Genomic DNA, 19,370 nt, shown 5'->3' on the forward strand with positions numbered 1-19,370 from the left:
AGCGCCTCCAGATTTCGCCTGGGTCCGCTTATCCCTTTCGCGGTGCATGCAGCGGAGCGCGACCCGGTCAGTCGGTGCCTCAATAACGGTCGCTGGCCGTAATCATGGTCAGGGCTGCCGTCACGGCATATAAGGCGTCGTACCACTCTCTTCCCCCCGCAATGATCGCTCGCTCATGTCCCATCCGCAAATGCCGTTGAACGGGATGCTTCCCGTCGCTTTGTCAGGGCCATCGACAGTCAGGGCGACCTAGCTTGCCGCCCGAACAGGAATGGCGGAGACGCGCCAGCACAGTGCTGCGTCGGCATGGCCCGGGTGCGCTGGTCTGGCGGCGGCGGATCGCGATTCTTGGCGGGGCGATCGCGATCGGGCTCATTGCCCTGGTTTTCGCGAAGGCCGCCGATTGGGCAGGGGAGCAGTTCAGCGCGTTCGCCAGGCGCTGGTGGTGGGCGCCGCTGATCGCGACGCCCGCCGGTTTCGCCATTCTGGCCTGGCTCACCCGCAAATTCGCCCCGACCGCCAGCGGGTCAGGGATTCCCCAGGTGATGGCAGCCTCGCGCAATCCCGATCAGGGCATGGCCGAACTCGTCTCGGCGCGCACCGTCGCGTCGAAGATGCTGCTGACCATCGGCGCCCTTCTGCTCGGGGCTTCGGTGGGCCGTGAGGGACCGACGGTTCAGGTTTCCGCCTCGATCATGGGCTACGCGCACCGGTTGATGGCGATCCCACTTCGCGCCTCGGTATTCATCGCCGGCGGTGCGGCGGGCGTCGCGGCGGCGTTCAACACCCCGCTGGCCGGGGTCGCCTTTGCCATCGAGGAGCTGGCGGCCGCCTATGAACAGCGCATGACCCTGCTCGTGATGACGGCGGTCCTGATCGCCGGCATGGTCAGCCTTGGGATCGCCGGCGACTATGTCTATTTCGGCGGCATGCGCCAGACGCTCACTGTCGGTCAGGCGATGGTCGCAGCACCGGTGGCGGGGGTCGTGGGTGGACTGGCGGGCGGCCTGTTCTCGCGCCTGATGCTCGCCGCCGGCAGTGCCCAGATCGCGCCGATGCGCTGGCTTCGCGCGCACCCGGTCCGCTTTGCGCTGCTTTGCGGAACGGTCGTCGCCGTGCTGGGCGTGACCAGCTCGATGACATGGGGAACAGGCTATCAGGCGGCGAATGCGTTGATCGCCGGGGGCGATGTTCCCATCTGGTTCGGCGCCGCGAAGTTCGTGACGACGCTGGCGACGGCCGTGTCGGGGCTGCCTGGAGGCATTTTCGCGCCGTCGCTGTCCGTGGGCGCCGGGATCGGCGACATGGTGCGCCTCCTGCTGCCAGACTATCCCCCGGGCGCGATCGTGCTGCTCGGCATGGTTGCCTATTTCACCGGGGTCGTTCGCGCGCCCCTGACCGCGGTGATCATCATTTCCGAAACGACGGCGAGCCGCGGCCTGATGCTGCCGCTGGTCGCCGCAGCATTGATGGCCGAATTTTCCGCCCAGCTGGTTTGCAAGCAGCGCCTGTATCACGACCTGGCGCAACGCTACGCACTTTCGGAGAGCGCACCGGCAGCCGATCGCGATATCGTGTCGAAAGGTTGAAACGGCAGCTTCGCTGGTCGAGCTGCGCGCCGGGCGACGATCACGTCGACTGGGTCCTGCGCTGCCGGCTCGGTAACGACCAACATCCTGCTATCGTTCAAGTTAATGATCGTGCGGTGTCTGGTTATGGTCCGGCTTGCGGAGCATTCGATCCTCGAGCAGCCACGCGACATACATCAGCAAGGCGGCGCGCCAGTCGAAATAAATGGCCGTTCCTATGATCGCCAGGCATGACAATGCCACTGCGAGGTCCTTACCGCTTCTGACCATCATTGACTGAACCGCCGACGTTGAACGCGTTTGACACGGGCCGCCACTAAACGCTCCGCATGTCCGTCGGCAAGTCGGTCGAACGGAAACCCTGCTTTGCCTCGTCTGACGGAACTGATCCGGTCCTGGAGACCATTGTTCATCCGCGTGACGCCGCACCATGGTACCGGACGAAAATCGAACGGCTGCGATTGTATAGATCGGCTCAGGCCGCTTCCGAATTCCCATGAGAGACGACGCCGGATCTAGAGTGGCGCTCCTTGTTGGAGCGCGCTTCAGGCAAAACGCACCGCCGACGGGAATCGGAGCGTCGCGGAGTCAGCGAATGGCCCGCCGGCCGGCGGATGCGGCGGGCCCGACAGACGTCAAGCGGCTGCGAGCTGCTTTGCTTCCGCGCCCCGGCCGTCCGAGCGATCCTCGATCCGGCGGGCATTGTCGCCGCTGGCGCCGATTGCGATCTTGCGGGGCTTCATCGCCTCCGGGATTTCGCGCACCAGCTCGATCGACAGCATGCCGTCGACAAGGTGGGCATGCTTCACCTGCACATAGTCAGCAAGTCCGAAGCGGCGCTCGAAATCGCGAGCAGCGATTCCGCGATGGATATACCGACTGTCATCGCCGTGCGCTTTTCGCCCGGTCACGACCAGCATGTTCTGCTGGGCCGTCACATCGATCTCGTCCGGACGGAAGCCGGCCACCGCCATCGTGATCCGATAGCGGTCGTCGCCGTCGCGAACGAGGTCGAACGGCGGATAGCTGTCGGCGATCTGGGTGGTGAACCCGCTTTCGAGCAGGTCGAACAGCCTGTCGAAGCCGACAGTGGAGCGCCGGAACGGCGCAAAGTCGTAATTGGTCCTCATATCCAAGTCCTCCAATGAGCAACGAGGTCTATGAAGATGCGTCCGAGAGAGCGGACGCTCTCCATACCGGATCCGGTTTGGCATCCGCCGGCGGCAATGTGGTTCGGGCCAAACGGCTTTCAAGAACCCCTTCGAGGCGTCTGCAAGGATTTTTTAGTCGATCGATGGGACCCGGCATTGAGAGCGTCGAGCACGCGATCGAGCATCGCGGCGTTACTGGCCGCCTTTGGCAGCTCCCGTCGTGCGAAGTGCTGCAATAGGGAGATGTCCCGCTGCGGGATGGCGAGTTCGATCGGGAACGTTGGTAGCGCGTCGCGTGACACGCCCTGCGCCGCCTTGCCCGAGGCAAGGAAATGATCCAGCAACCGCTTCCGGTCGGCGAACGTCCAGCCGAGCGCCTCCAACTCGCCGGGGCTCACGGAAAGTAGGGCGAGCGCGAAGTCCATAATGTCCTCGAACGGCAGCGTCAGGCGCACGACGCGCCCGCCCCGTTCGCGCCAGCGGCGAAGCGGTCCGCGGGTCATTGCACCGATATGACGCCACCGACGGCGCGCCACTCGGCTGGCCGGATCAGCCGCTCATGCTCGATCCGGATCGAGTGCAACGCGCCGTCGATCTCGCGTCGCCAGTGGTCCAGGAATTCGAGCAGCACCGGAAAGTCCGGCGCGAGATCATATTCCTGCCAGGCGAACAGCTGCAGCAGCGACGGTGCGTCGGGGCGGAAATAATGGATCTCCGCAAATGTCAGTCCATAGCCGTCGAGCTGGGCGAGGAAAGCGCGATCGGTCATTGCGACGCGCGGCCCGCTCCGGCCTGGCCATCGAGCGAACGCAGGGCGGCGAAGATATCGTCGACCGGAATCGATCGCCTCGTGCCGGGCGGCTTGCGCAATGCCGGCTTGCCGGCAACGGCGGACCGGTCTGATGCCCATCGGGCCAGAATGGCGCGCTTCACTTCCGGCTCGAGGCTGGGATGACGCGCGACGTCGAAGGGGTGAAGAAAACGGGAAACGGGCTGCGACATGGCTGTCCTCCTTTCCTTGCTGTCGCTCCTTTCCATGGGCCGGCTGGTGCCGCCGACGCTGATTTTGGTCCACCGCACACGACGGTCAAGACCCTTGATCCAGTTTCAATGCGCACTTTTGGCACCCTGTGCCAACGAGTGCTAAAAAATCTCGTTCCGGCTCTTGAACGGAAAAATCTGTTTTCCTAATTCACCGCCGCTCGGTGCCGGATGGCGCCGGCACATCACATCCATGTTTTGCAATAGGAGGTTATGCATGCATTTCCGCCCCTTGCACGACCGTGTGGTCGTCCGCCGCATCGAAGCCGAGGAGAAGACCTCGGGCGGCATCATCATCCCCGATACCGCCAGAGAGAAGCCCCAGGAGGGCGAAGTTGTTTCGGTCGGCCCGGGCACTCGCGACGATAGCGGGACGCTGATCGAGCTCACCGTTCGGCCTGGCGACCGAATCCTGTTCGGCAAATGGTCCGGCACCGAGGTCAAGATCGACGGCGAGGAGCTGCTGATCATGAAAGAGAGCGATATCCTGGGTGTCGTCGAGCCGGTCGCCGAGCTCAAGCAGGCGGCATAGTCATTCCAATCCTCAACCTTCAGGAAGGACAAGAGAAAGGAGTTAGCCAAGATGGCTGCCAAGGAAGTGAAATTTGCGTCGGACGCGCGTGATCGCATGCTGCGCGGCGTGGATACGCTTGCGAATGCAGTGAAGGTGACGCTGGGTCCGAAGGGCCGCAACGTCGTGATCGAGAAGAGCTTCGGCGCGCCGCGCATCACCAAGGACGGCGTTACCGTCGCCAAGGAAATCGAGCTGGCCGACAAGTTCGAGAATATGGGCGCGCAGATGCTGCGCGAGGTCGCCAGCAAGCAGAACGACAAGGCCGGCGACGGCACCACCACCGCCACCGTTCTGGCCCAGGCAATCGTTCGCGAAGGGTCGAAGGCGGTCGCCGCGGGCATGAACCCGATGGATGTCAAGCGCGGCATCGATCTTGCGGTCCGCGCAGTGGTCAAGGATCTCGAATCCCACGCCAGGAAGGTCAGCGCCAATAGCGAGATCGCGCAAGTCGCGACCATCTCTGCAAATGGCGACGCCGAAGTCGGCCGCATCCTTGCCGAAGCAATGGAAAAGGTCGGTAACGAAGGCGTGATCACCGTCGAGGAAGCCAAGAGTCTCGAGACCGAGCTCGAGACCGTGGACGGCATGCAGTTCGACCGCGGCTATCTCTCGCCCTATTTCATCACCAACACCGAGAAGCTGCGCGTCGAGCTCGACGACCCCTATGTCCTGATCCACGAGAAGAAGCTCTCGAATCTCCAGGCGCTGGTCCCCCTGCTCGAGAAGGTGGTACAGTCGGGCCGTCCGCTGCTGATCATCGCCGAGGATGTCGAGGGCGAGGCGCTCGCCACCCTGGTCGTCAACCGGCTGCGCGGCGGGCTGAAGGTCGCTGCGGTCAAGGCACCGGGCTTCGGGGACCGTCGCAAGGCGATGCTGGAGGATATCGCGATCCTGACCGGCGGCAATGTCGTGAGCGAGGAGCTTGGCACCAAGCTCGAGAATGTCACCGTGTCGATGCTCGGCCGCGCGAAGAAGGTCGTGATCGACAAGGACAACACGACCATCATCGATGGCGTCGGCTCCAAAGCGGACATCGATGGCCGCGTCGCGCAGATCCGCCGGCAGATCGAGACCACCACGTCCGACTATGATCGCGAAAAGCTGCAGGAGCGGCTGGCCAAGCTGGCCGGCGGCGTCGCGGTCATCCGGGTCGGCGGCGCGACCGAGGTCGAGGTCAAGGAGAAGAAGGATCGCGTCGACGACGCGCTGCACGCCACGCGCGCTGCCGTCGAGGAAGGCATTCTGCCGGGCGGCGGCATCGCGCTGCTGCGCGGCCTGAAGGCGCTCGATGGCCTGAAGGCAAGCAACGACGATCAGCAGTCGGGCATCGACATCGTTCGTCGTGCGCTTCGGGCGCCGGCGCGTCAGATCGCCGAGAATGCCGGCGAGGACGGCGCCTGGATCGTCGGCAAGCTGCTGGAGAGCGCAGAATATAACTGGGGCTTCAACGCAGCGACCGGCGACTATGAAGACCTGGTCAAGGCGGGCGTGATCGACCCTGCGAAGGTCGTGCGCACTGCCCTGCAGGATGCAGCCTCGGTCGCCTCGTTGCTGATCACCACCGAGGCGCTTGTCGCGGAACTGCCCAAGGAGGAGAAGTCCGCGCCAATGCCGACGATGGACTATTGAGCGAAAGCGATGGGTCCGGCGCCGCCGGGCCCATCGATTTCCCCGTGTCGAGCCGATCCGCGCACGCGGTGAACGCCGTGGGGAGCATCGACGAGTTCCTGTTGCCCGCCCAGAGTTCGCCTTCGACCATCTGCCAATCGCATCTTGACCCGTCTCCGGCCGCGGTTATGTTCGATGCCGCGGACCGGGCCCCTCTGGTGCGTCGCTGGCGGCGGCGCACGATGTCGGACCGCATCGGGTGACACCGGTGCATGTTCGTTGCTGCTTCACCGCGCTGTCATCCGATCGAGTGCAACGCACACAGGAGGACGGCAGACATGAAATCTTTCACGTTCACGGTCATGCTCGCGGCGCAGCGGATCGATGAGATGCTGCAGCTCGAGCGGGCACGCATCCAACCCGACCCGTGGCGGCTGATGCTGCTGTGGAAGCGCAAGCACCGGCTGCGCTCGCGGCTTGGTCATTCCCTCATTCCGGCCGGAAGGTGAGCCATGGAACTGCTCTCGCTTCTCTGGCTGGGCAAACCGGTCTGGATGTGGCTCGGCTTTGTCGCGATCGTCGGCGCGCTGCTGGCACTCGACCTGGGTGTTCTGCACCGAAAGGAACGTGACATCGGCGTGGGCGAAAGCCTCGCAATGTCGGCCTTCTACATCGCGCTCGGGCTCGGCTTCGGCGCATGGGTCTGGTGGTATATGGGCGCCACCGCCGGGATGAACTACGTCACCGGGTTCGTGATAGAGAAAAGCCTGGCGATGGACAATGTCTTCGTCATCGCCATGATCTTCGCCTATTTCGGCATTCCGCGTCGCTATCAGCACCGGGTGCTGTTCTGGGGCATATTGGGGGTGATCGTGCTGCGGGCGATCATGATCGGCTTCGGGGCCGCGGCAGTTCAGACGTGGAGCTGGGTACTCTATCTCTTCGCTGCCTTCCTCGTCCTGACCGGCATCAAGATGTGGTTGAACGCCGACAAGCAATATGACGTCGGCGCATCGCCGCTGCTGCGCTGGGTGCGTCGTCGCTTTCGCGTCACCGATACGCTGCATGAACAGCATTTCTGGGTAAGGCAGCGGGACGCCAAAACCGGTCGCGACGCAAGGTTCATGACGCCGCTGCTCCTCGCGCTCGTGATGATCGAGTTTGTCGATGTGGTGTTCGCGGTCGATTCGGTTCCCGCGATCTTTGCGATCACCACCGATCCGTTCATCGTCTACACGTCGAACATCTTCGCGATCCTCGGCCTGCGGGCGCTCTATTTCGCGCTTGCCGCAATGGTGGAGCGTTTCCACTATCTCAAATATGCGCTGAGCCTGTTGCTGGTGTTCATCGGCTCGAAGATTTTCGTGGCAGACGCACTGGGGCTCGCCAAGATCCCGCCCCCGGTCTCCCTCGGCATCACCTTCGCGATCCTGGCGGGTGGCATCGCCTGGTCGCTGTGGAAGACGCGCGGACGAACGGTCGCGATCGACCCTGCATGAGTGTGCCGGCTGGCGGTTTGGACCGCCAGCCGATGCGCTTCGCGACATGGAGGCGGCCGCAGGTCGGATCACGCGCTTGCGCGACGACCGCGACCATCGCGGTGCACCGAGAACGGACCGCGGCTCTCGGGGCCGCGGGCGCGCAGAACGCTGCCTGCGCTTCCGCAGTGAACTGGAAATTGTCGCTGATGACGCGCTGCCAGGCGCCTGAACCGTTGGTGACCCCTACGAGAATCGAACTCGTGTTTTCGCCGTGAGAGGGCGACGTCCTGACCGCTAGACGAAGGGGCCAACGCGGTGGAAGCGGGCCTCTATCCGGGGTGGGGAGGGGCGTCAAGCGGGATGTTGCCTCAATCGGCGCGCTTTGCCCGAAAATCGATCGCATCGTGTAACAATAGGGTCGCAATCCGGGCCTAGGCGACCCGCGCGGGGCGGATGCCGGGCCAATTCGAAATGATGAGGAACCATGTGCCGATCGGAAGGGGATCGGTGCGATGGACCGGCATGTGCCCCTGACACGCGGCGAAGGCCGCATTCAGTGAGGAACACCTGTGAATAGCATTCCCCCGATCAAGTCGCTGCTGCTGCTTGGCGCTGCCATCGGCAGCCTGACGGTCGCCGCCGCGCCCGCATCTGCGCAGGACGCGCCCAGCGAGCCCCAGGCCGACGACACCGGCCTGACCGAGATCGTCGTGACCGCCGAGCGCCGCTCCGAAAATCTTCAGCGCGTGCCGCTGTCGGTCGCGGTCATCGACAGCAACCTGGCGCGCGATACGCAGGCGGGCGGCGACGACACGTTGCTGTCGCTGGCGGGCCGCGTCCCCGGCCTCTATGCCGAGACGACGACCGGCCGCATCTTCCCGCGCTTCTATATTCGCGGCCTTGGCAATATCGACTTCTATCTCGGCGCGTCGCAGCCGGTGTCGATCATCCAGGATGACGTGATCCTCGAGCATGTCGTGCTGAAGTCGAACCCGGCCTATGACGTGCGCCAGGTCGAAGTGCTGCGTGGTCCGCAGGGCTCGCTATTCGGCCGCAACACCACCGCCGGCATCATCAAGATCGACACGATCCGCCCGAACACCGAGTCGTTCGACGGCCGCGTGACCGCCTCCTATGGCAGCTATAACAGCATCGCGATCGACGCCGGCGTCGGCGGTCCGCTGGTCGAGGGCAAGGTCGGCTTCCGCCTGTCGGGCCTGTACCAGCATCGCGACGACTGGGTCGACAACACCTATGTCGGCCCCAGCGCCGACGGCACCCTGAGCCCGCGCAAGAAGGCGATGGGCGGCTTCGACGAGCGCGACCTGCGCGCGCAGCTGCTGTTCACGCCGACCGAGCAGCTGTCGATCCTCGCCTCGGGCCATGTCCGCGATTATGACGGCACCTCGACCCTGTTCCTGCGCGGCGCGCTGAAGAAGGGCTCGAACGACGTCAGCAATGTCGCGCGCGACAAGGTCGCGTTCGACGAGGCCGCGAACAACCCGCAGGGCTATACCACCTATGGCGGCTCGCTGAACGCGGCGTACGAGTTCGGCGGCGTCACGCTGACCTCGATCACCGGCTACGAGACCACCGCCGGCTATAGCCGCGGCGACACCGATGGCGGCGCGGCCGCAAACTTCGGAGGAGTCGGCTTCGGCCAGTCGATGGGCAAGGTCGAGGGTCTCGATCAGTGGACGCAGGAACTGCGCCTCGCCAGCGACGGCACCGGTCCGTTCAAGTGGCAGGTCGGCGGCTTCTATTTCGACTCGCGCGACACCACCGACTTCTACCAGCGCGCCTGGTTTCTCACGACCAACCGCAACCCGAACAATTGGGTGCGCCTGCACAACGTCAACACCAGCTGGGCGCTGTTCGGCCAGGCAAGCTATGCCGTGACGCCCGAGTTCACGATCACCGCGGGCGGCCGCGTGACCGAGGACACCAAGGAAACCCGCCTGCTCAAGACCGCCGACACCGCGGCGGGCGTCGTGACCTATACCGGTCGCCGCTATGTTCGCCTGTCCGACACCAAGCCCAGCTGGGACCTGTCGGCGCTGTATCAGGTGAACCCGGACTTCAGCCTCTATGCGCGCGTCGCCTCGGGCTTCCGCGGGCCGACCATCCAGGGGCGTTCGGCCGTGTTCAACTCGGACTTCACCACTGCGGATTCGGAAACGATCCTGTCGTGGGAAGCCGGCTTCAAGAGCAACCTGCTGGGCAACACGCTGCGGCTGAACGGCAGCGCCTTCTACTATACGGTCGACGACATCCAGCTGAACGGCAATGACTCGAACGGCAACGGCGTCCTGTTCAATGCCGACAAGGCCAAGGCCTATGGCGTGGAACTGGAGGCCGACTGGCGCCCGATCCAGAACCTGACCTTCTCGGCCGGCCTCAGCCTGCTGCACACCGAGATCCAGGACAAGCGCGTCTATGCTCAGGTCTGCGCGCTGAGCGGGCAGGTGGTCTGCACCGTCAAGGATCCGACGATCACCCGCACCATCTTCGGCGCGCCGGCGGTCTTCGCCCAGATCGACGGCAATCCGCTGCCCAACGCGCCGGAATACAATATCAACTTCTCGGCGCGCTACGACCTGCCGGTCAGCGATGACGGCAAGTTCTTCATCGCCACCGACTGGACGGTGCAGGGCAAGCAGAATTTCGTGCTTTATGACAGCGACGAGTTCACCGCGAACGGCAACTTCGAAGGTGGCCTGAAGGTCGGTTATGCCGGCGGCGACGGTGCCTGGGAGATCGCGGCGTTCGCGCGCAACATCACCAACGAGAAGAACCTGAAGGGCGTGATCGAGAATTACATGGCGGCCGTGCTGAACGAGCCGCGCATCATCGGCATCTCGTTCAACGGCCGCTTCCGCTAAGCCTCGCGCCGGCGGACAGCGAATATGAAGAAGGGCCGGCGGATCGCTCCGCCGGCCCTTTCTTTTTGCCGTGGGGCCGGATCAGGCTGCAGCCTTGCGCCGCTCCGCCATTTCCGCATTGAGCATCTCGGCCAGCAGGAAGGCGAGTTCCAGCGACTGGCCGGCATTCAGGCGCGGATCGCAGTGTGTGTGATAGCGATCGGCCAGACCCTGTTCGGTGATCTCGACCGCGCCGCCGGTGCATTCGGTGACGTTCTGGCCGGTCATCTCGGCATGGATGCCGCCGGCGAACGTGCCCTCGGCGCGGTGCACCGCGAAGAAGCCGCGCACCTCGGCCAGGATCCGGTCGAACGGGCGCGTCTTGTAGCCATTGGCGGCCTTGACGACATTGCCGTGCATCGGGTCGCAGCTCCACACCACCGAATGACCCTCGCGCTTCACCGCGCGGACCAGCGTGGGCAGGGCGGCCTCGATCTTGTCATGGCCATAGCGGGTGATCAGCGTCATCCGCCCGGGAATGCGATGCGGGTTCAACGTGTCGAGCAGCCTCAGCAGTGCGTCCGGCTCCAGGCTGGGGCCGCACTTCATCCCGATCGGATTGCCGATGCCGCGCAGGAACTCGACATGCGCCGATCCCTCGAACCGGGTGCGATCGCCGATCCACAGCATGTGCGCGCTGGTATCGTACCAGTCGCCGGTCAGGCTGTCCTGCCGCGTCATCGCCTGCTCATAGGGGAGCAGCAGCGCCTCGTGGCTGGTGTAGAAGTCGGTGGCCTTCAGTTGCGGCACGCTGTCGGCATCGATGCCGCATGCCTGCATGAAGTCCAGCGCCTCACCGATCCGCGCCGCCATCTCGGCATAGCGCTTCGCCCAGGGGGTGTTGCCCATGAAGTCATGGGTCCATTTATGGACCTGGTGCAGGTTCGCATAACCGCCGCTGGCGAAGGCGCGAAGCAGGTTCAGCGTCGCCGCCGACTGCGAATAGCCCTGGATCATCCGCTGGGGATCGGGAATGCGCGACGCCGCGGTGAAGGCGATGTCGTTGACATTGTCGCCGCGGTAGCTGGGCAGCTCGACGCCATCGATAGTCTCGGTATCCGCCGACCGCGGCTTGGCGAACTGGCCGGCCATGCGACCGACCTTCACCGTCGGCAGCTTCGACGCATAGGTCAGGACCACCGCCATCTGCAGGATGACGCGGAACGTGTCGCGGATGTTGTTCGGGTGGAACTCGGCAAAGCTCTCGGCACAGTCGCCGCCCTGCAGCAGGAAGGCCTTGCCCTCCGCCACCCGTGCGAGATCGGCGGTCAGGCTGCGCGCCTCGCCGGCGAACACCAGCGGCGGGAAGCTGGCGATCTGGGTCGTCGCCGCGTCCAGCGCCTTGGCGTCCGGATAGACGGGAAGCTGGCGCGCCTCGGCCGACTGCCAGCTGGACGGCGACCATTTGGCGCCGATGTCGTTGGCGGCGGCGTTCACCTGGACATACCAGTCCTGATGATGCGCGATGCCATTGGCCGCGATCTGGTTGACGACGACCGCGTTCGCACGCTTGCCATCATCTTCCCATCCCTGGACGGTGCTGCCCGGCGCATCATACCAAGCGCCGAACGCGGCGCGTGAAAGGGAGCGTTCCTCGCGGAAACGGCGGATCTTGGTGCCTGCCAATGTCGTAGTCATGCGCCCCCTTACCCTTGAGGGGTAAACGAAGGCAAGAGGCTTTATTCCCGATCACCCAAATCGGGTGATTGGCATGTTCTAAGCCGGGTGAGTAGAATGACTGCATGAGCGAGAACGACGTTCGCACCCTGGTCGCTGATATGCCGCCATTGATACGGGCACTGCTCGTGGAGCGCTTTGCCGACAGCGCGCTTGCCTATCATAATCTCGATCACGTCCGGCATCTGCTGGACGGGTTGGACGCCGCATTCGCCCACAAGCTGTCCGAGCGGGACCATCGCATCCTGCGCTATTCGATCTGGCTCCACGACCTGTTCTACGATCCGCTCGCCCGGGACAATGAGCGCCGCAGCGCCGATATCGGCCTCGCGCTGCTGCAATGGCCCGAAGACGAGATGCGCGACTTCGAGACGTGTGTCATGGCGACCAAGGGCCATGCGACCGATCACGCGTTGGCCCGGATCATGGTCGATCTCGACCTGTCGATCCTCGCCGCGGATCGGGTTGCCTATCGCCGCTACGCGCTGGCGATCCGCGACGAATATGCGATGCATCCCGAACCTGCCTATCGGGCCGGTCGCGTCGCGGTGCTCGACCAGTTGTGCGGTGTGCCGCTGCTCCATCGCCTGTCGGTCGCGCAAGGGCTGGACCCCGACGCGCTCGAGCATCGCGCCCGCGCCAATATGCGCTGGGAACAGGACCGGCTTCGCGAAGACGGGAGCATTGCCGAGCTGCTCGCACGCGACTGAGCGCCGGGTTTGACACCGGCCGTCGTTACCCCCATGTTCCGGCCCATGTACGCTTTCGCGACATTCCTGCGGTTTCGCATGCATTCCGGTCAGCTCGCCGCGCGCGGCTAGCCCGGGCCTCGCCTGCGGGCTGTGTCCCATGAGGTCCGGGTTCTCTCACATCTGAACGACAGCGCGAGGCCGCCTTCGGCCGCGCTGCGCCCACCCGACCGAATGGAATCATCATGGCCACTGCACCGCTCGTGGGGGACGACGCACGTCCGCCCATCCACCTGATCGACCGCGAATGCGACGCGCTCTACGCGCTCGCGCTCGAACCTTCGGCGCGCCAGTCGCCCCAGGCCGCGCTGTTGCTGGCCGAACTCGACCGCGCCGAAGTCCATAGCGCAGATGCGCTGCCGCCTGACATCGTCACGATGCACAGCCGCGTCGAATTCGTCGACGAGGACAGCGGTGCCGCCCGCACCGTCACGCTCGTCTATCCCGGAGAGGCGGACATCGCCGCCGGCAAGGTATCGGTCTTCACGCCAGTCGGTGCCGGCCTGATCGGCATGCGCGCCGGGCGCACCATCCTGTGGCCCGACCGGGACGGCGCGGCGCACCGGCTGCGGGTGGTGCGGGTCGAGCGGGGCTGATCCGCTGCCGCGTCAATAGCCCGCGGCCAGATCGACCTCGTTCTTCAGCGGGCGCCCGGCGACATAGGCGTGGAGATTCTCGACGAACAGCGCCGCCGCCCGCAGGAACATCCGCGTCTGGCTGCGCCCCGACAGGTGCATCGAATGGATCGCGTTCGGCGCGCGCCACAGCGGATGGTCGGACGGCAGCGGCTCGGGCGTGACGGTGTCGAGAAAGGCGCCGCCGATCCGCCGCTTCGTCAGCGCCTCGATCAACGCGTCCTGGTCGATCAGGTCGCCGCGACCGACATTCACGATCCAGGCGCTCGGCTTCATCGCCGCAAGCTCTGCCGCGCCGATCATGTGCCGGCTGCCGTCGGTCGACGGCGCCGAGAGGAAGATCCAGTCGAAGCTGCCGAGCTTTGCCTGCCACTGGTCCGGGGTCAGCGTGCCGTCCGCCCCCGACCGCGTCACCGCAGTCACCCGCGTCCCGAACGCGGTCAGCCGTTCGCCGATCAGCCGGCCGATCGTGCCATAGCCGATGACCAGCGCGTCGCTGTCAAAGAGTTCCTGCTTGCCCGGCGCATCGCTCGGCCATTCATGGCGATCGGCGGCGCGGACCACCTCGTCGAACCGCTTGGCGGCGACCAGCGCGCCCATCACCGCATATTCGGCGACGGTATGCGCATTGACCCCGCTGCCGTTGGTCACCCGCGTGCCGCGCCCGCGCAACAGATCGGTGTCGAGCGCGTCGAGCCCGGCATAGATGGTCGAGAGCCATTTGAGCTGTCCCGCCGCCTCGACGTTGCGCGCCCATTCGTTGGGCCGGTTATTGTCGAGCCAGCCGATCTCGGCATCGGCGACCATCGCGCGCGCCTCGTCGGTGGTGGCGAACCAGTGCGCCTCGACGCCGGCAGGCAGGCGAGGCTCGATCAGCGGGCGGGCAAGGGCGGGAAGCACGGCTTTCATCGGCCGCAAGCTACCCGACCGGCGCGTGACTGCAATCCCGCGGTGTCGCGATCAGTCGGTAGTCTCGGGGTCCGACAGCAGGGGTTTCCAGTCCCAGCCCAGCGGATCGCCGTCCATGACATCGATCCCCGCAGCGCCGAGTTCGTCGCGAATTGCGTCCGACCGCGCGAAATCCTTGTCGACGCGCGCCTGACGACGCTCGGCCAGCCGCGCCTCGACCTCCTCGGCGCTCAGCGTCGCCGTCGCCGGGCGAACCCGCAACGCGGCACGGTCCAGCGCGATCAGGTCAAGCCCGAGCACGCGGTCGAACTCGGCAAGCGTGGCCAGCCGGTCCTCGGCCGACAACCTCTTGTCGTCGATCAGCTCGTCGAGCACGGGGAGCGCGCGCGGCGTGTTCAGGTCGTCGGAAACCGCCTCGTCGAGCCGGGTCAGATAGGGCTGGGCAGGGGTGCCATCGCCCTTCGCCTTGTCCTTCAGCTTGCCGACCGCCATCACCAGCCGCTTCAGCCGGGTCAGCGCCGCGCCGAGATTGTCGGTGCTGAACTCCAGCTCGCTTCGATAATGGGCGCTGATGCACATCAGGCGATAGGCGATCGGGTGCACGCCGCGGCCGACCAGCGCCTCCAGCGTGGCGATGCCGCCCTTGGACTTGGACATCTTGCCGCCGCGGTCGACCAGGAAGTTGTTGTGCATCCAGAAGCGCGCGCCGCTGTCGCCGCAGCCGCAATGCGCCTGGTTCTGGGCGATCTCGTTGACATGGTGGATCTCGCGGTGGTCAATCCCGCCGGTGTGGATGTCGAACGGCAGGCCCAGCAATTCGCTGCTCATGACCGAGCATTCGAGGTGCCAGCCCGGCGCGCCGCGGCCCCAGGGCGAGTCCCACTCCATCTGGCGCGTCTCGTCCGCCGGCGTCTTGCGCCAGATGGCGAAGTCCTGCGGATGGCGCTTGCCCGCGACCGGATCGATCCGCGCCTCGCCCTGATCGTCCTGCGATCCCGCCAGTCGCCCGTAATCGGGCACCGTGCTGCTGTCGAAGTACAGGCCAGAATCGAGTTCGTAGCAATGCTTCGCCGCGATCGCTTCGGCAAAGGCGATCATCTTCGGCACATAGTCGGTCGCCAGCGGCATGTGCGTCGGCGTGCGGATGTTCAGATCGGCCAGGTTGCGGCGGAACATATCGGCATAATGGCGGGCGATGTCCCAGGCGCTCTGGCCGCGCTTCTTCGCTGCCGCCTCCATCTTGTCGTCGCCGGCATCGGCGTCCGAGGTCAGATGGCCGACATCGGTGATGTTGATGACATGGGTGAGCGGATAGCCTTTCCAGCTCAGCACCCGGCTCAGCGTGTCTGTGAACACATAGGCGCGCAGATTGCCCAGATGCGGATCGGAATAGACCGTCGGTCCGCATGAATAGACGCGCACGCCCTTTTCGGGGTCGAGCGGTTCGAACCGCTCCAGGCTGCGGGTGATCGAATTGTAAAGCGTGAGTTCGGCGCCGTGCATGGCGCGTGTCTTACCGGCGTGCGCGCCGCGCGCAATGGCGTATCCGACGCTCGGGGACCAGCCGTCGCGTCGATGCCGGCGTTCAGGCGGCGGCGGACTCGAAGGGGCGGGGGGCGATGATGCCGATGCCGGGGCGCTGGCTGGCGATCAGCGGCAGGGCGGTGGCGCAATAGGCGCATTCGACGGTCTGGCGGCCGACCAGCCAGTGATTTTGTCCGCAATCGGGGCAGCTGGTCGCCTGGTCCTGCCGATAGCCGATCCGGGTGCCCGTTTCTGTCTGTCGGATACCGAAAGCGTACATTGGCAGCCCTCCGTGATGATCTCTGCCGAAACGGAAGGAATCGGCTTTTGTTCCGCATCGCCGGGGGCAGGGCGGTGGGATGCGTCGACGAGGCGCGATGCGGGGCCGGGCAAGGTGAACGTCACATAACGGACGCATTCAGCGAAGCGGCATGAGCGAGTCGCTAGAACCGCCAATAACGGGAGCGATCATCGCACCCCGGGGAGTTTGACCATGAAGAAGATGCTGTATTCCGCGGCGATCGCAGGCACTGCCCTGATGGGCGCGCTGGCCGCTACTCCGGCTTCGGCCCAGGCCTATGGTTATTACGACGCGCCGTCGTCCTATTACGATCAGGGCTATCGCGGCGACTATTATGACCGCGGTTATGATCGCCGGGCATATCGCGAGGACTATCGCGATTATCGCCGCGATCGCCGTTACTATCGCGGTGACCGCTGCCGCTCGGGAACGACCGGCACGATCGTCGGCGGCGTGGTCGGCGCACTGCTGGGTGGCGAGATCGGTCGCGGCTCGAGCCGCTGGAGCCGCCGCAGCACCACCGGCACGATCATCGGCGCAGGTGCCGGCGCGCTGCTGGGTAACGAGGTCGAGAAGAGCAGCTGCCGCGACAGCTACTATCGCCGCTGAGTCGTCACGCGCGGCGCACAGGGAAAAGGCGTCCGGGGATACCCGGACGCCTTTTTCGTTCGCCTCGCGAAGATGGAGGCCCGACCGGGAATCGAACCCGGGTGCAAGGATTTGCAGTCCTCTGCGTCACCACTCCGCCATCGGGCCTCGAAGCGAGCGGGCGGAATGCGCAGGACCATTGCGTCCTGTCAACCACAGTTGCGATAAAATCGGAGCGGACATCGCTTGGCGTCGGCGAAGTCGCGTTATACATAGCCCCGAACCCAACAAGTGTATTGCATGGCTAACACGGCTGTGCCAGACAGGCGGAGTGAATATGACCCCGACGACCGATGCCGCGCACGCGATGCGCCACGCCATGGTAGCCAGCCAGCTGCGCACCAATTCGGTCAACGACGCGCGCGTCTTGGAGGCGATGTCGACCGAACCGCGCGAGCGTTTCCTGCCCGAGCAACATCGCGAGATTGCCTATCGCGACACGCTGCTGCCGCTGAACGGCGGCCGGCGCCACAATTCGCCGCTGGTGATCGGCCGGCTGCTGACCGAGGCGCAGGTTGCCCCGAACGATGCGGTGCTCGTGATCGGCGCGGCCGGCGGATATTCGGCCGCGATCCTGGCCGACCTGGCCGGCAGCGTGACCGCGCTCGAATCCGATCCCGAACTCGCGGCGCTGGCGCGCGAGGCGCTGGCCGGCAAGGCTGGCGTCACCGTGGTCGAGGGACCGCTCAACCAGGGCTGGGCGGCGAATGCCCCCTATGATCTGATCGTCGTCGACGGCGCGGTCGAGGAAATGCCCGAAGGCGTGATGGCGCAGCTCAAGGATGGCGGCCGCGTGGCGACCGGCATCGTCGATCGCGGCGTCACCCGGCTGGCGACCGGCCGCAAGTCCGGCAGCCATTTCGGCCTGGTGCCGTTCGCAGACATCGAGGTGGCGGTGCTCCCGGGGTTCGAGAAGGTGAAGACGTTCCAATTCTGACCAGTTTCCGAGCGGTGCAAAGATGAGGCTCATGCGACTAAATACCCTGTATCTGGGCGTGAGCCTGGCGGCGATCGCGGTTCCCGCGGCGGCGCAGACCAGCACTTCGCGGACGACGGCGCCGGCGCGGGTACAGGCGGAAACGCCCGCGCCCGCGCCGCAGCCGACCATGACGCTGCGCGACGCGCTGATCCTCGCCTATCGCGGCAATCCCGATCTTCAGGGCGAGCGCGCGAACCTTCGTGCGACGGATGAAGGCGTTCCGATCGCCCGGTCGGCGGGCCTGCCCGGCGTGAACTCGTCCGGCGGCTTTACCGAGACGCTGCACAACACCAATCAGGGCCTCGGCCCCGCCCGCACCGCCCAGGCGGGCATCGACCTGTCCCTGCCCGTCTATGCCGGCGGCGCGGTTCGCAACTCGGTCCGTGCGGCCGAAACCAGGGTCGAGGCGGGCCGGTCGCAGCTTCGGGCGACCGAAGCCGACATCTTCACCCAGGTCGTGACCGCCTATGTCGACGTCATCCGCGACGAGGCGATCGTCCGGCTGAACCAGCAGAATGTCCGCGCGCTCGAAGTCAACCTCCAGGCCAGCCGCGACCGGTTCGAGGTCGGCGATCTGACCCGCACCGACGTCGCCCAGTCGGAGGCGCGACTCGCCCTGGCGCAGGGCCAGCTGCGCACCGCGGAGGCTCGGCTGATCGGCAGCCGCGAGACCTTCATCCGCGTCGTCGGCACCCCGCCGGGCGTGCTGGCGCCGCCGCCGCCGCTCCCCGGCCTGCCGAGCGGGGTCGAGGCGGCGGTCGATATCGCCGTCGCCAACAATCCTAATCTCGAGGCGGCGCAGAAGCTGCGCGATGCCAGCGGCTATGACGTCCGGGTCGCGCGGGCAGGGCGCCTGCCGCGGGTCAGCCTCGTGACGGGCGGAAGCTATTTCAACAATCTCGGGTCGCTGACCGACCAGGCCGTGCGCGCCGGCGTTGCCGGGGACGGTTGGTCGACGACCGCCGGCGTCAACCTGTCGATGCCGCTGTTCCAGGGTGGCCGCCCCGCCGCCGAGGTGCGCCAGGCCCAGGCGCGCCAGGAAATCTCGATGGAGCAGGTCACCTTCGTCGAGCGCGGCGTGATCGCCCAGACGCGGTCGGCCTATGCCGGTTATCAATCCTCGCTGCGCGTCATCGATTCGTCACGAGTCGCGGTCGATGCCAACCGGCTGAGCCTTGAGGGCGTCCGTGCCGAGAATAGCGTCGGCACCCGTACCATTCTCGACATCCTGAACGCCGAGCAGGAGTTGCTCAACTCGCAGGTCACCTATGTGACTGCCGAGCGCGACGCCTATGTCGCAGGCTTCACACTGTTGTCGTCGATGGGCAAGGCCGAGGCGCAGGACCTGGGGCTCGACGGCGGGCCGCTCTACGATCCGCTGTCCAATTATCGCGAAGTTCGCGGCAATATCTCCGACTGGGCCGACGGGCCGGCGCCCAAGGCGCGCGGTACCCGGACCAATCAGACCCCGCCGCAGGACCCGGCGGTGACGCCCGTGTCGGACCCATTGTTGACCAGGCCGGTTGACAGTCGCGGTAACAATCCCTGATCAGGGGACACCGCGACCTGTCGCTCACGAAAAG

General features: G+C 65.6%; 20 protein-coding genes and 2 tRNA genes. 11 read left to right on the forward strand and 11 right to left on the reverse strand.

Annotation, left to right across the window (positions count from 1 at the left end; translation table 11 throughout):
- Window positions 1–293: 293 nt before the first annotated feature.
- On the forward strand, window positions 294–1,589 hold the full coding sequence (locus ACZ1H8_RS19700; protein ID WP_465178923.1) for a chloride channel protein: 1,296 nt from the start codon (window positions 294–296) through the stop codon (window positions 1,587–1,589).
- A 102-nt stretch (window positions 1,590–1,691) separates the two neighbouring features.
- Here ACZ1H8_RS19700 and ACZ1H8_RS19705 read toward each other — a convergent pair whose 3' ends face one another.
- The 5 genes from ACZ1H8_RS19705 to ACZ1H8_RS19725 form a co-directional block, all read right to left on the reverse strand.
- Entirely contained in the window at window positions 1,692–1,832 is a 141-nt protein-coding gene (locus ACZ1H8_RS19705) for a hypothetical protein (RefSeq protein WP_465178924.1), read from the reverse strand.
- Between the two features lie 392 nt (window positions 1,833–2,224).
- Window positions 2,225–2,719, reverse strand: coding sequence for an Hsp20 family protein (locus tag ACZ1H8_RS19710; RefSeq protein ID WP_465178925.1), 495 nt, complete (start codon window positions 2,717–2,719; stop codon window positions 2,225–2,227).
- A 119-nt stretch (window positions 2,720–2,838) separates the two neighbouring features.
- A complete protein-coding gene (locus tag ACZ1H8_RS19715) occupies window positions 2,839–3,195 on the reverse strand; it encodes a hypothetical protein (RefSeq protein WP_465178926.1) in 357 nt (118 codons plus the stop codon).
- A gap of 44 nt (window positions 3,196–3,239) precedes the next feature.
- Window positions 3,240–3,509 carry an usg protein gene (locus tag ACZ1H8_RS19720; RefSeq protein ID WP_465178927.1) on the reverse strand — a complete coding sequence of 90 codons (270 nt, stop codon included), beginning with the start codon at window positions 3,507–3,509 and terminating at the stop codon, window positions 3,240–3,242.
- A complete protein-coding gene (locus ACZ1H8_RS19725) occupies window positions 3,506–3,742 on the reverse strand; it encodes a hypothetical protein (protein WP_465181429.1) in 237 nt (78 codons plus the stop codon). Before ACZ1H8_RS19725 ends, ACZ1H8_RS19720 begins: the two co-directional genes overlap by 4 nt.
- A gap of 256 nt (window positions 3,743–3,998) precedes the next feature.
- Here ACZ1H8_RS19725 and groES point away from each other — a divergent pair, with 256 nt between their 5' ends.
- The 4 genes from groES (at window position 3,999) to ACZ1H8_RS19745 (ending at window position 7,462) form a co-directional block, all read left to right on the forward strand.
- A complete protein-coding gene (gene groES, locus ACZ1H8_RS19730) occupies window positions 3,999–4,313 on the forward strand; it encodes a co-chaperone GroES (RefSeq protein ID WP_465178928.1) in 315 nt (104 codons plus the stop codon).
- Between the two features lie 51 nt (window positions 4,314–4,364).
- Window positions 4,365–5,984 carry a chaperonin GroEL gene (gene groL, locus ACZ1H8_RS19735; protein WP_465178929.1) on the forward strand — a complete coding sequence of 540 codons (1,620 nt, stop codon included), beginning with the start codon at window positions 4,365–4,367 and terminating at the stop codon, window positions 5,982–5,984.
- Window positions 5,985–6,301: 317 nt separating this feature from the next.
- Window positions 6,302–6,472, forward strand: a complete 171-nt coding sequence (locus tag ACZ1H8_RS19740; RefSeq protein ID WP_465178930.1) for a hypothetical protein — start codon at window positions 6,302–6,304, stop codon at window positions 6,470–6,472.
- A 3-nt stretch (window positions 6,473–6,475) separates the two neighbouring features.
- Window positions 6,476–7,462: a TerC family protein gene (locus ACZ1H8_RS19745; protein WP_465178931.1), complete on the forward strand. Its 987-nt coding sequence runs from the start codon at window positions 6,476–6,478 to the stop codon at window positions 7,460–7,462.
- A 216-nt stretch (window positions 7,463–7,678) separates the two neighbouring features.
- Here ACZ1H8_RS19745 and ACZ1H8_RS19750 read toward each other — a convergent pair.
- Window positions 7,679–7,753, reverse strand: a tRNA-Glu gene (locus ACZ1H8_RS19750).
- Between the two features lie 269 nt (window positions 7,754–8,022).
- On the opposite strand from ACZ1H8_RS19750, the gene ACZ1H8_RS19755 reads away from it, so the two are divergent.
- Window positions 8,023–10,326 carry a TonB-dependent receptor gene (locus ACZ1H8_RS19755; protein WP_465181430.1) on the forward strand — a complete coding sequence of 768 codons (2,304 nt, stop codon included), beginning with the start codon at window positions 8,023–8,025 and terminating at the stop codon, window positions 10,324–10,326.
- A gap of 81 nt (window positions 10,327–10,407) precedes the next feature.
- Here ACZ1H8_RS19755 and ACZ1H8_RS19760 read toward each other — a convergent pair whose 3' ends face one another.
- Entirely contained in the window at window positions 10,408–11,781 is a 1,374-nt protein-coding gene (locus tag ACZ1H8_RS19760; RefSeq protein ID WP_465181431.1) for a class II 3-deoxy-7-phosphoheptulonate synthase, read from the reverse strand.
- 326 nt (window positions 11,782–12,107) lie between these two features.
- Between ACZ1H8_RS19760 and ACZ1H8_RS19765 the strand changes: the two genes are divergently transcribed.
- Window positions 12,108–12,752: an HD domain-containing protein gene (locus ACZ1H8_RS19765; RefSeq protein WP_110150285.1), complete on the forward strand. Its 645-nt coding sequence runs from the start codon at window positions 12,108–12,110 to the stop codon at window positions 12,750–12,752.
- A 224-nt stretch (window positions 12,753–12,976) separates the two neighbouring features.
- Window positions 12,977–13,387: a nucleoside diphosphate kinase regulator gene (gene rnk, locus ACZ1H8_RS19770; protein WP_110150284.1), complete on the forward strand. Its 411-nt coding sequence runs from the start codon at window positions 12,977–12,979 to the stop codon at window positions 13,385–13,387.
- Between the two features lie 12 nt (window positions 13,388–13,399).
- Here rnk and ACZ1H8_RS19775 read toward each other — a convergent pair whose 3' ends face one another.
- The 3 genes from ACZ1H8_RS19775 to ACZ1H8_RS19785 form a co-directional block, all read right to left on the reverse strand.
- Window positions 13,400–14,335 (reverse strand): D-2-hydroxyacid dehydrogenase, encoded by a 936-nt coding sequence (locus ACZ1H8_RS19775; protein ID WP_465178932.1) that lies wholly within the window; start codon window positions 14,333–14,335, stop codon window positions 13,400–13,402.
- Between the two features lie 51 nt (window positions 14,336–14,386).
- Entirely contained in the window at window positions 14,387–15,838 is a 1,452-nt protein-coding gene (gene cysS / locus ACZ1H8_RS19780; protein ID WP_465178933.1) for a cysteine--tRNA ligase, read from the reverse strand.
- An 82-nt stretch (window positions 15,839–15,920) separates the two neighbouring features.
- Window positions 15,921–16,139 (reverse strand): hypothetical protein, encoded by a 219-nt coding sequence (locus tag ACZ1H8_RS19785; RefSeq protein WP_465178934.1) that lies wholly within the window; start codon window positions 16,137–16,139, stop codon window positions 15,921–15,923.
- A 213-nt stretch (window positions 16,140–16,352) separates the two neighbouring features.
- On the opposite strand from ACZ1H8_RS19785, the gene ACZ1H8_RS19790 reads away from it, so the two are divergent.
- A complete protein-coding gene (locus ACZ1H8_RS19790; protein WP_110151729.1) occupies window positions 16,353–16,769 on the forward strand; it encodes a glycine zipper 2TM domain-containing protein in 417 nt (138 codons plus the stop codon).
- Window positions 16,770–16,842: 73 nt separating this feature from the next.
- Here the strand turns inward: ACZ1H8_RS19790 and ACZ1H8_RS19795 are convergent.
- A tRNA-Cys gene (locus ACZ1H8_RS19795) sits at window positions 16,843–16,916 on the reverse strand.
- 169 nt (window positions 16,917–17,085) lie between these two features.
- Here ACZ1H8_RS19795 and ACZ1H8_RS19800 point away from each other — a divergent pair.
- Window positions 17,086–17,745: a protein-L-isoaspartate O-methyltransferase family protein gene (locus tag ACZ1H8_RS19800; RefSeq protein ID WP_465181432.1), complete on the forward strand. Its 660-nt coding sequence runs from the start codon at window positions 17,086–17,088 to the stop codon at window positions 17,743–17,745.
- Between the two features lie 31 nt (window positions 17,746–17,776).
- Window positions 17,777–19,336, forward strand: coding sequence for a TolC family outer membrane protein (locus tag ACZ1H8_RS19805; RefSeq protein ID WP_465178935.1), 1,560 nt, complete (start codon window positions 17,777–17,779; stop codon window positions 19,334–19,336).
- Window positions 19,337–19,370 lie beyond the last annotated feature (34 nt).

Source organism: Sphingomonas sp. BL-S-25 (assembly GCF_055521555.1).

Coding starts and splice junctions, on each gene's coding strand:
- groL (WP_465178929.1), top strand. CDS start 4,365: ATGGCTGCCAAGGAAGTGAAATTTGCGTCGGACGCGCGTGATCGCATG.
- groES (WP_465178928.1), top strand. CDS start 3,999: ATGCATTTCCGCCCCTTGCACGACCGTGTGGTCGTCCGCCGCATCGAA.
- ACZ1H8_RS19790 (WP_110151729.1), top strand. CDS start 16,353: ATGAAGAAGATGCTGTATTCCGCGGCGATCGCAGGCACTGCCCTGATG.
- ACZ1H8_RS19765 (WP_110150285.1), top strand. CDS start 12,108: ATGAGCGAGAACGACGTTCGCACCCTGGTCGCTGATATGCCGCCATTG.
- ACZ1H8_RS19745 (WP_465178931.1), top strand. CDS start 6,476: ATGGAACTGCTCTCGCTTCTCTGGCTGGGCAAACCGGTCTGGATGTGG.
- ACZ1H8_RS19775 (WP_465178932.1), bottom strand. CDS start 14,335: ATGAAAGCCGTGCTTCCCGCCCTTGCCCGCCCGCTGATCGAGCCTCGC.
- rnk (WP_110150284.1), top strand. CDS start 12,977: ATGGCCACTGCACCGCTCGTGGGGGACGACGCACGTCCGCCCATCCAC.
- ACZ1H8_RS19720 (WP_465178927.1), bottom strand. CDS start 3,509: ATGACCGATCGCGCTTTCCTCGCCCAGCTCGACGGCTATGGACTGACA.
- ACZ1H8_RS19710 (WP_465178925.1), bottom strand. CDS start 2,719: ATGAGGACCAATTACGACTTTGCGCCGTTCCGGCGCTCCACTGTCGGC.
- ACZ1H8_RS19740 (WP_465178930.1), top strand. CDS start 6,302: ATGAAATCTTTCACGTTCACGGTCATGCTCGCGGCGCAGCGGATCGAT.
- cysS (WP_465178933.1), bottom strand. CDS start 15,838: ATGCACGGCGCCGAACTCACGCTTTACAATTCGATCACCCGCAGCCTG.
- ACZ1H8_RS19805 (WP_465178935.1), top strand. CDS start 17,777: ATGCGACTAAATACCCTGTATCTGGGCGTGAGCCTGGCGGCGATCGCG.
- ACZ1H8_RS19785 (WP_465178934.1), bottom strand. CDS start 16,139: ATGTACGCTTTCGGTATCCGACAGACAGAAACGGGCACCCGGATCGGC.
- ACZ1H8_RS19800 (WP_465181432.1), top strand. CDS start 17,086: ATGACCCCGACGACCGATGCCGCGCACGCGATGCGCCACGCCATGGTA.
- ACZ1H8_RS19725 (WP_465181429.1), bottom strand. CDS start 3,742: ATGTCGCAGCCCGTTTCCCGTTTTCTTCACCCCTTCGACGTCGCGCGT.